13 protein-coding genes are annotated in these 12,149 nt (G+C 71.3%); 7 read left to right on the forward strand and 6 right to left on the reverse strand.

From position 1 onward, the window contains the following. Window positions 1–391 precede the first annotated feature (391 nt). Window positions 392–1,285, reverse strand: coding sequence for a DMT family transporter (locus Aiant_RS08800; RefSeq protein WP_189332501.1), 894 nt, complete (start codon window positions 1,283–1,285; stop codon window positions 392–394). Window positions 1,286–1,376: 91 nt separating this feature from the next. On the opposite strand from Aiant_RS08800, the gene Aiant_RS08805 reads away from it, so the two are divergent. Continuing rightward, window positions 1,377–1,916: a GNAT family N-acetyltransferase gene (locus Aiant_RS08805; RefSeq protein WP_189332500.1), complete on the forward strand. Its 540-nt coding sequence runs from the start codon at window positions 1,377–1,379 to the stop codon at window positions 1,914–1,916. A gap of 3 nt (window positions 1,917–1,919) precedes the next feature. Here Aiant_RS08805 and Aiant_RS08810 read toward each other — a convergent pair whose 3' ends face one another. Further along, window positions 1,920–3,242, reverse strand: a complete 1,323-nt coding sequence (locus tag Aiant_RS08810) for a serine hydrolase domain-containing protein (RefSeq protein WP_189332499.1) — start codon at window positions 3,240–3,242, stop codon at window positions 1,920–1,922. A gap of 71 nt (window positions 3,243–3,313) precedes the next feature. On the opposite strand from Aiant_RS08810, the gene Aiant_RS08815 reads away from it, so the two are divergent. The 6 genes from Aiant_RS08815 to Aiant_RS08840 all read left to right on the forward strand — a co-directional run bounded on the left by Aiant_RS08815 (window position 3,314) and on the right by Aiant_RS08840 (window position 7,980). Continuing rightward, a complete protein-coding gene (locus Aiant_RS08815) occupies window positions 3,314–3,967 on the forward strand; it encodes a TetR/AcrR family transcriptional regulator C-terminal domain-containing protein (RefSeq protein ID WP_189332498.1) in 654 nt (217 codons plus the stop codon). A gap of 146 nt (window positions 3,968–4,113) precedes the next feature. Next, on the forward strand, window positions 4,114–4,908 hold the full coding sequence (locus Aiant_RS08820; RefSeq protein ID WP_189332497.1) for a phytanoyl-CoA dioxygenase family protein: 795 nt from the start codon (window positions 4,114–4,116) through the stop codon (window positions 4,906–4,908). Window positions 4,909–4,921: 13 nt separating this feature from the next. Beyond that, window positions 4,922–5,845 (forward strand): iron-containing redox enzyme family protein, encoded by a 924-nt coding sequence (locus tag Aiant_RS08825; RefSeq protein ID WP_189332496.1) that lies wholly within the window; start codon window positions 4,922–4,924, stop codon window positions 5,843–5,845. A gap of 2 nt (window positions 5,846–5,847) precedes the next feature. Further along, window positions 5,848–6,444 (forward strand): pyridoxamine 5'-phosphate oxidase family protein, encoded by a 597-nt coding sequence (locus Aiant_RS08830; protein ID WP_189332495.1) that lies wholly within the window; start codon window positions 5,848–5,850, stop codon window positions 6,442–6,444. Continuing rightward, entirely contained in the window at window positions 6,441–7,100 is a 660-nt protein-coding gene (locus Aiant_RS08835; RefSeq protein WP_189332494.1) for a cyclase family protein, read from the forward strand. The genes Aiant_RS08830 and Aiant_RS08835 overlap by 4 nt, the downstream gene beginning before the upstream one ends. A 16-nt stretch (window positions 7,101–7,116) precedes the next feature. Continuing rightward, window positions 7,117–7,980: a TauD/TfdA dioxygenase family protein gene (locus tag Aiant_RS08840; protein ID WP_189332493.1), complete on the forward strand. Its 864-nt coding sequence runs from the start codon at window positions 7,117–7,119 to the stop codon at window positions 7,978–7,980. 49 nt (window positions 7,981–8,029) lie between these two features. Here Aiant_RS08840 and Aiant_RS08845 read toward each other — a convergent pair whose 3' ends face one another. From Aiant_RS08845 to Aiant_RS08860, 4 genes are all read right to left on the reverse strand, one after another. Beyond that, on the reverse strand, window positions 8,030–9,007 hold the full coding sequence (locus tag Aiant_RS08845; RefSeq protein WP_189332492.1) for an MDR family NADP-dependent oxidoreductase: 978 nt from the start codon (window positions 9,005–9,007) through the stop codon (window positions 8,030–8,032). Beyond that, a complete protein-coding gene (locus Aiant_RS08850; protein WP_189332491.1) occupies window positions 9,004–10,215 on the reverse strand; it encodes a glycosyltransferase in 1,212 nt (403 codons plus the stop codon). The genes Aiant_RS08845 and Aiant_RS08850 overlap by 4 nt, the downstream gene beginning before the upstream one ends. Continuing rightward, on the reverse strand, window positions 10,212–11,549 hold the full coding sequence (locus tag Aiant_RS08855; RefSeq protein ID WP_189332490.1) for a condensation domain-containing protein: 1,338 nt from the start codon (window positions 11,547–11,549) through the stop codon (window positions 10,212–10,214). Before Aiant_RS08855 ends, Aiant_RS08850 begins: the two co-directional genes overlap by 4 nt. A gap of 149 nt (window positions 11,550–11,698) precedes the next feature. After that, window positions 11,699–12,097 carry a VOC family protein gene (locus tag Aiant_RS08860; protein WP_189332489.1) on the reverse strand — a complete coding sequence of 133 codons (399 nt, stop codon included), beginning with the start codon at window positions 12,095–12,097 and terminating at the stop codon, window positions 11,699–11,701. Window positions 12,098–12,149: the final 52 nt, after the last annotated feature.

Raw genomic sequence — 12,149 nt, forward strand, 5'->3', positions numbered from 1 at the left:
GCCGACGCACGACAGGGCCCGGCGCACGACCACGACGGGCAAGAAAGGGCGCGCCTCAGGGCAGCGCCCGGCGAGCAGGGCGCACGGAAGAGCTCGGCGGGGCAGGGCGCACGCAGCGGAGAGTCCCACGGCGCGGTGTCCGGCCGGGGGTAGGGCCCGGCCGCTAAGAGCGCACGGCACAGCCCGGCGGAGCAGAGCCCGGCCGCGCAGGGCACACGGCAGGGCAGGGCTCGGCAGGGCAGGTTCGGCTCGGCAGGGCCCGGCACGGCAGAGCCCGGGCGCCGCAGAGCCCGGCACGGCAGAGCCCGGCACGGCAGACCCCAGCACGGCAGACCCCAGCACGGCAGACCCCAGCGCGGCAGACCCCAGCACGGCAGAGCCCGGCGGGGCGTCAGCGGCGGCGGGACAGGGCCACGCCGCCGAGGGCTATCGCGCCGCCGACCAGCGCCAGCGCCTGGGGCGTCTCGGACAGGATCGGCCAGGCCAGCAGGATGGTCAGTGGCGGCACCAGGTAGGTGGTGACGCCGAGGCGACCGGCGTTCATCCGGGACAGGGCGTAGGCCCAGGTGCCGAACGCCAGCGCGGTCGGCACCAGGCCCAGGTAGACCACCCCGGCGATCGACCCGGCCGTCGCCGAGCGCAGGTCGTGCGCCAGACCACCGGCGAACGGCAGCGTGGTGATCATGCCGATCACGCAGGCCATCTGGGTGACCTGGAGCGCGGGCAGCCGTCGCAGCGCGGGCTTCTGGAGGGTCACGCCGACCGCCCAGGCCGCCGCGGAGAGCAGGCAGAGCGCCACCCCGACCGGGTCGGCCGCGGTCGCCCCGCCCCCGGCGAACCCGATCAGCAGCACGCCGCCGAAGGCCACCCCGGCGCCGAGCAGCAGGCTGCGCGGGAAGCCCTCACCGAGGAACGCGCCCGCCAGCAACGCGATCAGAATCGGTCCGACGTTGACCAGCATGGCCGACGTTCCGGCGTCCAGGCGCTGCTCGGCGGCGTTCAGGGCGACGTTGTAGAGGCCGAACCAGACGACCCCGCAGCCGGCCACCAGACCCCACTCCCGGGCGGTCGGCTTAACCCAGGTGCGGGTGGCGAGCAGGGCGATCGTGAGCGCGACAGCACCGGTGAGCAGGCGGCCGAGGGCGAGCGGGCCGGCGGCGAAGTGGGCGTGCACGGCGCGGATCGCCACGAAGGCGGAGGCCCAGGCGGTGACGGTGACCACGACGGCGGCGACTACGGGCAGGGCGGGGCGGACGCGGTCGGCGGGGACGGCAGAGACGGACATGGGGGTCACCGTAGAGGGGCGACAGTTCGGCCGCCGCCGCAATACCGTGGCGCTTCCCAAGAATCCGGGGCGCGAGCTGCGATCATGCGGCATGACTGTTGTGCGCACGATCGCCACGGCGGACCTGACCGCGAGCGACCGCACCCGGCTTCGGGACCTGCTCGACGACGCGTTCGGCGGCGACTTCGACGACCACGCCTGGGAGCACGCGCTCGGCGGACTGCACATCCTGGTCACCGTGGACGGCACGATGATCGCGCACGGCTCGGTGGTGCAGCGGCGGATCCTGCACCAGGGCAAGTCGTACCGGTGCGGTTACGTGGAGGCGGTCGCCGTGCACCCGGCGCATCAGCGGCGCGGGTTCGCCACCGCGCTGATGGCCGAGGCCGAGCGGATCATCGACCACGGGTACGCCCTCGGCGCCCTGTCCGCCTCCGCCGCAGCCCTCAACCTCTACCTCGGGCGGGGCTGGCGGCGCTGGCCGGGCGGCACCGCGGTGCTCGCGCCGGCCGGGGTGATGCGGACCGAGGAGGACGACGACAGCACGCTGGTACGCCCGGTGACGGGCGGCGCCGTGCTCAACGAGGCCGCCCTGCTGATCTGCGACTGGCGCGACGGCGACGTCTGGTGACCGTCACCGCACCCGGCGGAACAGGCGCCCGGCCAGGTCCGCGCCGATCACCGTGCCGTCGGCGTCCCGGGTGAGGTATCCACGCTGCCCGGCCAGGCCGCCCTCGGTGATCACGTACTCGTCGTCGGGGAGCAGCCCGAGCGCGGCGGCCGGATAGTCCGGTGGCATGTCCACCTCGGACGCCTGCCGGATGGCCGGTTTGATCCCCACGGCGAGGGTCAGTCCGGCGCCGTCGGTGGCGATCTCCAGGTCCATGGCGTCCAGCTCGTAGCGACCGGCGATCTCGTGGGCGCGGCTCTCGTCGTACGCAAGCGGTTGTGGCTCTCGCGGCCGCAACCCGAGGCGGTCCGCCAGGGCCCAGGCGAGCATCTCCTGGTTCGCCGGATAGCCGGCCGGGCCGGCGTTGGCGAGGCTGACGACCGCGAAGTCGTGGCTGGGCACGATCAGCAGCTCGGCGAACTGACCGTTTCCGGACCCGCCGTGCCCGATGACGCGGACGCCGTCGATGTCGCGCAGGAACCAGCAGATCCCGAACGCGTCACCCAGCGTGCTGGCGCGCAGCGTCACGGTCGGCTCGGTCATGGCGCGCAGGTCGGCCGAGTCGAGGTGGTGCCGGGCCCAGCGCAGCAGGTCGCTCACGCTGGACGCGAGGCCGCCGCCGGGGTTGTTGGCGCGGGCGCCGGCCGGCCACGACCCCCACGGCCGGGCGGGTCGCAGGGTGCCGTCGGCGTCGGGGTTGTGCCCGATCGCGAACCGGTGCCGGACGACCTCGTCCAGCCCGAAACAGGTCCGCTCCAAGCCTGCGGGCCGCAGCACGAGATCGTCGACCACCTTTTCGTACGCCAACCCGGTCACCCTCTCGATGACCAGCCCGGCCAGGTTGTAGCCGGCCTGACTGTACGACGCGCGGGTCCCGGGCCGGGCGATGATCGGCAGCCGCTCCAGCTCGGCGACGAACCCGGCCAGGGTGGTCTGCTCGCCGTCCACCAGGTTCCACTCCAGGCCGGCGGTGTGGTTGAGCAGCTGGTGCACGGTGATCTCGGCGGCGCTGCCCGGGTCGGCGAGCCGCAGCTCCGGCACGTGGTCGCGGACCGGCGCGGACAGGTCGAGCCGGCCGGCCGCGGCGAGCCGGACCAGCGCGGTGGCGGTGAACGTCTTGGTGACCGAGGCAAGGTGGAACAGGGTGTGCTCGTCGACCGGCTGGGGGCTCGCCAGGTTGGTGACGCCGTGTGACGCATAGGCGATCCGGTCGCCGTGCAGGATCCCGGCGGCCATGCCGGGCACGCCGTGCGCCTGTGCGATCTCGGTCAGCTTCTGCTGGAGCATGATGCCCTCCCATGACTTGAACTAAGTTCAAGCTAGCCCCGGCTTGAACAAAGTTCAAGTAGGATTCCGGCATGCCCCGGAACACCCTGACTCCCGGCCAGATCGTCCGCGCCGCCATCGACCTGCTCGACGAGCAGGGCCTGGACGGGCTCAACATGCGCAGCCTCGGCCAGCGGCTCGACTCGGCCGCCACCGCGATCTACTGGCACATCAAGACCAAGGACGACCTGGTCCGGCTGGCCGGCGACGCCATCTGGGACGAGGTGCCGCTGCCCGACCCGGCCGCCTCGGACTGGCGCGCGGCGGCGACCCGGCTGGCCACCGGGATGCACGAGATGTGCGGGCGGCACCCGTGGGTGGGCCAGGCCATCGGCAGCCACCTGATCTTCGGGCCGGGCAAGACCCGCTTCGACGACCGGACCCTCGCGGTCTACGAGCGGGCCGGCTTCTCCCCCGCCGACGCCGACCGGGCCGCCGCGGCCGTCTTCGTCTACGTGCTGGGCAGCGCCCTCGGTCCGGCCGCGCAGGTGTCGCTCACCCGCCGCCTCTCCCCCGAGGCCCTCGACCAGGCGGTCCGCGAGGCTCAGGTGATCGGCCGAGACTTCCCGCACGTCCGGGCGCGGCTCGACACCACCGCCGGGACCGGATACGCCGCCGCCCCCGACGACACCTTCAGGTTCGGCCTCGACGCCCTGCTCGACGGCTTCGCCGCACGCCTCGGTTAGGGGTTGCGATACGGCGGATAGGGGAGCGCATCCTGGGAGATGCCTGCCTTCCGGGACAGAGGACAGGATTGCCTTAGTGATTCGACAGGCTGAATCAGGAGGCGATTATGGACCGAACCTCCATTCCCGGAATTCTCGATCCGGTAATGCTGGAACAGTATCAGCAGGATGGATTCCTGCTCATGCCGCCGGGTTTCCTGCCGGCGGAGACCCTGGCGGAGATCACCCGCGCGGTGCCGGGGCTGCTGGAGACCGACAGCCCGGCCCGGGTCATGGAGCGCGACGGCGTCACGCCCCGCTCCGTGTACGGCATCCACCACCGGGAGGGCGTGTTCGCCGACCTGATGCGCCACCCGGCGCTGCTCGGCGCGGTGCAGCAGATCCTGCACGACGACGTCTACGTCCACCAGTCGAAGGTGAACATCAAGGCGGCGTTCGCCGGGGACCAGTGGGACTGGCACCAGGACTACATCTATTGGCTCCAGGACGACGGGATCACCCGTCCTGACCTGGTCAACGTCGCCATCTTCCTGGACGAGGTGAACGAGTTCAACGGCCCGCTGACGTTCATCCCCGGCTCGCACCGCGACGGGGTGCTGACCGCCACCGGCCGGGACGGCATGCCGCTGGGCTACGAGGACGCGCCGGAGTGGATCGCCACCCTCACCGCCGACGAGAAGTTCCAGGTGAGCGACGAGGTGATCGCCGACCTGGCGGGGCGCAACGGCATGGTCAGCCCCAAGGGCCCGGCCGGCTGCGTGCTCTTCTTCGACCCGAATCTGCTGCACGCGTCGACCCGCAACATGTCGCCGGGCCGCCGCGCGATGGTGATTCTCGTGTACAACGCGGTCGACAACATCCCGCACGACGTCACCGATCCGCGGCCCGATTTCCTGGCCGAACCGGAACCGCGCGCGCTCACCCCGTTGACCACCAATTGATTGTGGGAAAGAAATGACTTCGACCGATCTCGCCATCGCTTTTCCGACCGGCCTCGTCCCCACCGCGGCGGTGGAGACGGCTCGCTTCGAACTCTTCCGGACGCTGCACGCGCACTACGCCGCCTACCTGTCCCCGCCGGAGGACTTCCAGCGGATCCCCCGGCTCAACACCGACCCGGAGATCGCGGCCATCGAGCAGACCTGGCTCGACTGGGAGGACGCCCAGGTTGACCCGGAGCGCCTGCCGAAGACCGCGGCCGAGTTCCCGGACTGGTTCCGCGCGCTGAGCGCCAACCACGTGCAGGAAGAGTTCTGCCGCTACCTCGCCGAGGACGCCACGATCGCCGAGCTGGCCCTGTTCTTCCTGGCCGAGGAGCTGGTCGACGGCCGCTTCGACGACCTCGTCGCGCTGGCCCAGCTGGGCTCGACCGGCGCCATGAAGCTGGTGATCGGGGAGAACTACTGGGACGAGATGGGCCAGGGCGCCCTGGAGCGGATGCACACCGTGCTGTTCGAGCACTCCGCGAGGTACATGCGTGAGCGGCTCGCCGAGCGCGGCTACGACGCCGGCCAGGTGATCTGCTCGGAGATCTTCGAGAACGCCTGCCTCACCCTGATGTACGGCATCCACCGGCACCTGATCCCCCGCTCGGTCGGCGCGCTGGGGCTGATGGAGCACAGCGCCCCGCCGCGCTTCACCGCGATGGTCGAGGGCTGCACCCGGCTCGGCGTGCCGGAGGACGTGATCACGTACCAGCGGATCCACGTGCACGTCGACGAGGACCACGGCGCCGAGTGGCTGGACCACGTGCTCACCCCGCTGGTCGAGACGTCACCGGCGATGCTGCGCGAGGTCTGCCTGGGCATCCTGACCCGGGAGCGGGTGGCGAACGCGTACTACCAGCGGGTGTGGCAGCAGATGAAGGCGCTGCGCTAGTCATGGAGCCGGACGCCTTCTACCACGGCGGCAGCGAGACCCTCCAGGAGGCGTTCGGCACCCGGGAGCTCGCCGCCCACCTGGCCCGGAGGTACGTCACCGAGGCCCTCGAGGACGACCACGTGCGCTGGATCCGCGGGGCGGACGCGGTGTTCGTGGCGACGGTGAGCCCGGACGGGCAGCCGGAGTGCTCGTACAAGGGCGGCCTGCCGGGCTTCGTCCGGGTGCTCGACGATCGCACCCTGGAGATCCCCAGCTATGACGGCAACGGGATGTACCGGACGCTGGGCAACGCCGCCGCGTCGAGCCGGGTGGGCCTGCTCTTCCTCTTCCCGGAGCTGCCCGCGAAGTTGCGGGTGAACGGCATCAGCTCGGTCACCCGCGACGCGGCCGGCCTTCAGGGCGCCGAGGCGGTCCTGCGGATCCGGGTGGAGCAGGTCTTCGAGAACTGCCCCCGCTACCTGCACGACCCGGCCACCGGCGCCCACTCCGCGCACTGCCCGCGCCCCGGCTACACGCCGCCGGAGCCCGCCTGGAAGCAGAAGCCCGAATACGACCAGTTGTTGCCGGCCCGCACGGCGACCGAGGAGGGACCATGAGCCACATCGTCGACCTGTCGCACCTCATCGAGGCGGGCATGGTGACCTATCCGGGACTGCCCGGACCGGTGATCAGCGACCACATGTCCCGCGCGGACTCCCGGGACCGTTACCCGGCGGGCACCGAGTTCCAGATCGGCTCGGTCACCCTGGTCGCCAACACGGGCACGTACCTGGACACCCCGTTCCACCGGTACCCGGACGGAGCCGACCTCAGCGCGATCGATCTCAGCCGGCTCGCCGACGTCCCCGGTGTGGTGATCGACGCGACCGACGGAAGCCGCGCGGTCGGTCCGGAGCTGCTGGAGGGCGTCGACGTCACCGGCCGGGCGGTGCTGATCCACACCGGGTGGGACCGGCACTGGCGTACCCCGCAGTACGGCGCCGCCGAGCACCCGTTCGTCACCGCCGACCTGGTGGACTGGCTGATCCAGCGGCGCCCGGCGCTGGTCGGCATCGACTCGGTGAACATCGACGACATGGCCGACCTGACCCGGCCGGCGCACACCGGCCTGCTGGGCGCCGGGATCGCCGTGGTCGAGCACCTGCACAACCTGCACGAGTTGCAGGACCGGGAGTTCCGGTTCCACGGGGCGCCGGTGCCGGTGTCCGGCATGGGCAGCTTCCCGATCCGGGCCTACGCGGTCGTCCATTAGCGAACAGGAGCCGACGATGACGACAACCTCCACCGCCTACCGCTTGGAGCCGCTGGGCCAGACCTTCGGCGCCACGGTGACCGATCTCGACCTGCGGACCGCCGACCAGGCGACGGTCGACTCGCTGGTCGCCGACCTCACCGAGCACCGCGTCCTGGTCCTGCCGGGCCAGCAGCTCACGAACGAGCAGCACGTCGCGGTGAGCCGGCGGTTCGGCCCGCTCGACGTCTACCCGGTGTCCCGCTACGTCGTCCCGGAGCACCCCGAGGTCCTGAAGATCAGCAACATCTTCCGGGACGGGCACCCGATCGGGCTCTACGACGGCGACGAGCAGGAGGAGTGGCACACCGACTACTCGTGGAAGGAGAAGACCAGCCGCGCCTCGCTGCTCTACTCGCTGATCGCGCCCGCCGAGGGTGGCGACACCATGTTCTCCGACTCGACCGCCGCCTACGACGACCTGCCGGCGACGCTGAAGGAGCGGATCGCCGGGCTGCGGGCGATCCACTCGATGAACCACCTGGTGGAGACGGAACGGAAGATCAACCCGCACAAGGCCTCGCTGACGCCCGAGGAGCGGGCGAAGATGCCGGACGTCGCGCACCCGCTGGTCCGCGTGCACCCGGTCACCGGCCGCCGGTCGCTGCTGCTGGGCAGCATGATCATCAGTGGCATCGTGGGGCTGGGCGAGGCGGAGACCACCGAGTTGCTGGCCGAGCTGCACGAGCACGCCACCGCCGACCGGTACGTCTATCGGCACCACTGGGCCGCGGGCGACCTGGTGATCTGGGACAACGAGGCGACGATGCACACCCGGACCGCTTGTGACCGGCACCGGCACCAGCGGCTGCTGCATCGCACCACGGTGCTCTGGCACTGAGAAAAGGGGGCGGCGGTCCAACCGGACCGCCGCCCCCTTTCCGGTCGTCTCAGAACTTCAGCAGGACCTTCCCCGAGTACGCCCCGGTCAGCAGCGCCTCCGCGGCCGGCACCAGCCGGTCCAGGCCGCCCTCGACGATCGTCTCCGGCAGCACCACCCGCCCGTCCGCCACCAGCTTCGGGAACTCCTCGTCGAACGTGGCGAACTGGTCCTCGTGATCCATCGTCGCCATGCCGTGCATGCTCAGCCGGCGGTGCACGAACTGCTCGATGTTACGGATGCCGTACGGCTCGCCGTACCGGATCTGGTCGGTCCCGCCGCACTTGACGATCCGCCCGTGCGTGTTCATCGCGTTGATCGCCGACTCGAGCTGCCGCCCGCCGGCGTTGTCGTAGTAGACGTCGATGCCGGGCAGGTCCGCGGGCCAGCCGTCGTGATAGTCGAAGGCCCGGTCGTACCCGACCTCCTCGGTGGCGAGCTTGGCCTTCGCCGGGGAGCCGACGCTGGCGATCACGTAGCCGGCGCCGCGGACCCGGGCGAGCTGCCCGGCGATGCTGCCGACCGCGCCCACCCCGCTGGAGACCAGGACGGTGTCGCCCGGGCGGATCTCCACCAGGCTCAGGCCGACCCAGGCGACCACCGCGGAGCTGAGGTGGTGGGTGACCGACGGGTAGCGGTCGACCGGGACGGCCCGGAACCGGTCGGCGGGGGCGACCGCGTACTCCCGCCAGGCCAGGTTGTGCAGCACGGTGTCGCCGGGACGCAGGCCGGGGTCCGCCGACTCGACGACCTCGCCGAGGGCGTGACCCCAGGGCGGCCCTCCGAGCGCGAAGTCCGGCTCGCCGGGGCCGTCGATGTCCTGCATCCGCTGGAGCAGGCCCGGGTCGACGGCCTGGTAGGTGTTGCGGACCACCACCTCGCCGGGGCGCGGCGCGGGCACCTCGACCTCGACCACGGCGAGCTTGCCCGGGACCGGCAGCCGGCCGGGTGGGCGGGCGATCAGGTGGATCTCACGGCTGACGGTCATCGGCGCTCCTCGGGGTCGAAGTCAGCGGGGAAGGTGCAGCGGACCGTGCGGCCCACCCGGTGCGCCTCGGCCAGCAGATCGGCGCTCCAGCGGTCCCAGAGCCCGGCCAGCCGGGAGGTGATCACGACCAGGTCGGCGGATCCGGCGGGGAGTGGGGTGCGCAGGCCGATCGCGTACGCCGAAGGGTTGTCGAAGTCGAACGCGGTCAGCGGGCCCGGGTGAGCGGGCAGCGCGTCGCCGGCGCCGAACACCACGACCCGGTCACCCGGGGCGGCCTCGCGCAGGGCGTCGGCGATCTCCTGTTCGACGCTCTGGCCGCGCACCTTGTCGCGCCACAACTCGACCTTCCGGTACTCGTCGTTCCAGGTCAGGAACGGGCGGTTCATGCCGATCAGCGCCCAGCCGACCTCCAGGGCCGGGTCGGGATACCGGCGCAGCGACCGCTCCACGTTGTCCCGGAACGTGTCCAGCAGCGTGCGGATGTCCGGCCGCTCGTGCGGCGACTCGATCACCCACGCGTCCCGGCTGATCCGGAACCGGAAGCCGCGCCGGTGCAGCAGGTAGCCGAGCTCCAGGTCCTCACCGCCCCAGCCGGTCATCGTCTCGTTGAAGCCGCCGACCGCGTGGAAGTCCCCGGTACGCATCGAGACGTTGATGGTGAACAGCAGGTTCCACGGCAGCGCCCGGCGGTGCAGGTCGAAGCCGCAGTCGTCGAAGTGCGGGTGCCGGATGTCCCGGAACGACGGGTCGTCACCGAGCTCGGCGACGATCTCCTCGGGCTCCAGCTCCCGCATCCGGTCCAGCTCGTGCACGGGGTGTTCGGGGTGGTAGCCGTACGCATAACCGACGACCACCACCGGCTCCGCGGGATCCCGGTGCTCGGCGAGGTGATGGCGCAGGAAGTCCGGACCGGGAATGGCCCCGGTGTCGAGGAAGCAGAGCAGCGGCGCTGCCGCGAGCCGCGCCCCGGCGTTCCGCGCGGTCCCCGCCCGGAACCCGAGATCCTCCTGGAAGTGATACCCGATCCGCAGCCGGTCGGCGTAGGAGGCCACCACCTGCCGGGTGTCGTCGGACGACCCGTCGTCCGCGACGATCACCTCGAACTCGTCGACCGGCACGGTCTGCCGGGTCAGCTGCCGCAGCGTCCGGTCCAGCAGCTCGCTGCGGTTGTAGGTGGGCACGACCACCGAGATCCGCGGCCGGCTCATCGCGGCGCGGTCCAGCTCCGGCCGGGATCGGTGGCCATCGCGGCCAGGATCCGCTGGTACTCGCCGGTCCAGCCGGACACCGTGTCGGCGTCCAGGTCCTCGGCGTTGAACTGGACGCAGCCGCTCAGTTCGCCGGAGGGGTGCGGGTGCATGCCCCAGGCGACGCCGTGCGGGATCCACGGGCCGATCGGGCTGACCGACGGGCGCTTGTAGATCTCGGTGCAGCCGTCGGCGATCCGCGGCGTGCCGGCGCCGGACGGGCGGGGGAAGACGCCGACGATGCAGTTGGTCTTGCGCGGCTCGTCGTTCGGCTGCATCAGCTCGGGCACGGCGCGTTCGATGTGCTGGATCGGGATCTCGTTGGCGTAGGTCTCCAGACACACGTCGCGGGTCGCCGCGACCACGTCCCGGTAGCTCAGGCACCGAGCCAGGTCGGTCCGCAGCACCACGAAGTTCATCACCGGGCCGACCGTGTCGTCGAACCGCGGATCGGTACGCCCGGTGGTCAGCGTGTCGATCGCCTGGTCGGTGGTCCCGGCGATCGCGTGGACCAGCACGTTGAAGGCGGCCAGCAGCACGGTCGGCACGTCGGTGCGCGCCTCGGCGGCCAGCTCGCCGACGGCCCTCATGACGTCCCGGTCCACCACGAAGTTGCTCGCCGAGTACGGCTCGTGGTGCCGCTCCGGCACCTCCCGGTCGGTGGGCACCGCGAAGATCTGGACGCCGCTGAGCTTCTCCCGCCAGAACTTCGCGGCGGTCTCGCCGTCCGGGCCGTCGGCGGCCGCCCGCTGCGCGGCCGCGAAGTCCCGGTACTGCGGGACCGGCGGGAGCGCGGCCTCGGTGCCGGTGACCCGGGCGCGGTAGGTGGCGGCCAGGTCGCGGACCAGCACCCGGTTCGACCACTCGTCGGCGCCGGTGTGGTGGGTGATCAGGGCGAGCACGGCGTCCCCGGCGTCGAACCGGCTCAGCACGGCGCGCAGCTGCGGGACCCGCCGGGGGTCGAGGGTGCTCCGCTCGGCCTCGTTGAGCAGCTCCTCGGCGATCTCGTCGCGGGAGCCGGGCCGGTCGGCCGGCACGTCGCGCACCACCAGCGGCACCGGGGCGGCCTCGTGCACCTCCTGGTACGGCTCATCGGTGCGGGCCACCACCGTGCGCAGGATCTCGTGCCGCCGGACCAGGTCGTCCAGGGCGCCCTGGAGGGCGGCGACGTCGATCGGGCCGGTGATCCGCAGCGCGGTCGCCATGACGAACCCGCCGGCGAAGAACCCCGCGTGGTCGCCCTGGTCCCCGGAACACCACAGTTGTTGCGGGCTGGAAAGTGGAAATCTGCTCACGACTGTCCTTTCGGCCTCGATCGAAGAATGCAGCCGGCCGCATTCGACGCTAGCAGAACGGCAATGGACCAAGAATGGACCGGACATCGATGAGCACAATAGAAGAAAGGCCGGCACCGCGGTTACGCGGTGCCGGCCCTCAGCGCCGGTCAGAGCACCTGCGCGATCTCCAGAACGTTGCCCGCCGGGTCGGCGAAGGAGACCGTGCGGCGGCCCCACGGGCGGTCGACGGGACCGTTCAGGATCGTCACGCCGTGCGCCTTGAGCTCCTCGTACACCGCTTTGGCGTCGGACACCTCGAAGGTGAACAGCTGGCGCGTGCCGGCCTCCGGCGCGGCCACCGGCCGCGGCTGGACGAGCGTGTCGGCGTTCGCGACGACCAGAATGTTGATCATCAGATTCTCCAGCTTGACGACCGCCGAGGCGTCGTCCGAGTAGACCACCTCGAGCCCGAGAATCTCCTCGTAGAATGCTCGCGTGGCCGCGAGATCCTCGACGAAGAACGTGATTACCTCGACCTTGTTCAGCCCTTTGATCACGTGCCGCATCCTTCTTTCTGAATCGGGAGCTGGAAATACACCTTAATATGATCGGGCCGAC

It is taken from the genome of Actinoplanes ianthinogenes (assembly GCF_018324205.1).
Taxonomy (GTDB): Bacteria; Actinomycetota; Actinomycetes; order Mycobacteriales; family Micromonosporaceae; genus Actinoplanes; species Actinoplanes ianthinogenes.

What these genes read in the sequence shown, in the direction of transcription:
- Aiant_RS08820 (WP_189332497.1), top strand. Translation starts at nt 4,114, where the DNA reads ATGCTGGAACAGTATCAGCAGGATGGATTCCTGCTCATGCCGCCGGGT.
- Aiant_RS08860 (WP_189332489.1), bottom strand. Translation starts at nt 12,097, where the DNA reads ATGCGGCACGTGATCAAAGGGCTGAACAAGGTCGAGGTAATCACGTTC.
- Aiant_RS08805 (WP_189332500.1), top strand. Translation starts at nt 1,377, where the DNA reads ATGACTGTTGTGCGCACGATCGCCACGGCGGACCTGACCGCGAGCGAC.
- Aiant_RS08850 (WP_189332491.1), bottom strand. Translation starts at nt 10,215, where the DNA reads ATGAGCCGGCCGCGGATCTCGGTGGTCGTGCCCACCTACAACCGCAGC.
- Aiant_RS08830 (WP_189332495.1), top strand. Translation starts at nt 5,848, where the DNA reads ATGGAGCCGGACGCCTTCTACCACGGCGGCAGCGAGACCCTCCAGGAG.
- Aiant_RS08845 (WP_189332492.1), bottom strand. Translation starts at nt 9,007, where the DNA reads ATGACCGTCAGCCGTGAGATCCACCTGATCGCCCGCCCACCCGGCCGG.
- Aiant_RS08835 (WP_189332494.1), top strand. Translation starts at nt 6,441, where the DNA reads ATGAGCCACATCGTCGACCTGTCGCACCTCATCGAGGCGGGCATGGTG.
- Aiant_RS08840 (WP_189332493.1), top strand. Translation starts at nt 7,117, where the DNA reads ATGACGACAACCTCCACCGCCTACCGCTTGGAGCCGCTGGGCCAGACC.
- Aiant_RS08825 (WP_189332496.1), top strand. Translation starts at nt 4,922, where the DNA reads ATGACTTCGACCGATCTCGCCATCGCTTTTCCGACCGGCCTCGTCCCC.
- Aiant_RS08800 (WP_189332501.1), bottom strand. Translation starts at nt 1,285, where the DNA reads ATGTCCGTCTCTGCCGTCCCCGCCGACCGCGTCCGCCCCGCCCTGCCC.
- Aiant_RS08815 (WP_189332498.1), top strand. Translation starts at nt 3,314, where the DNA reads ATGCCCCGGAACACCCTGACTCCCGGCCAGATCGTCCGCGCCGCCATC.
- Aiant_RS08810 (WP_189332499.1), bottom strand. Translation starts at nt 3,242, where the DNA reads ATGCTCCAGCAGAAGCTGACCGAGATCGCACAGGCGCACGGCGTGCCC.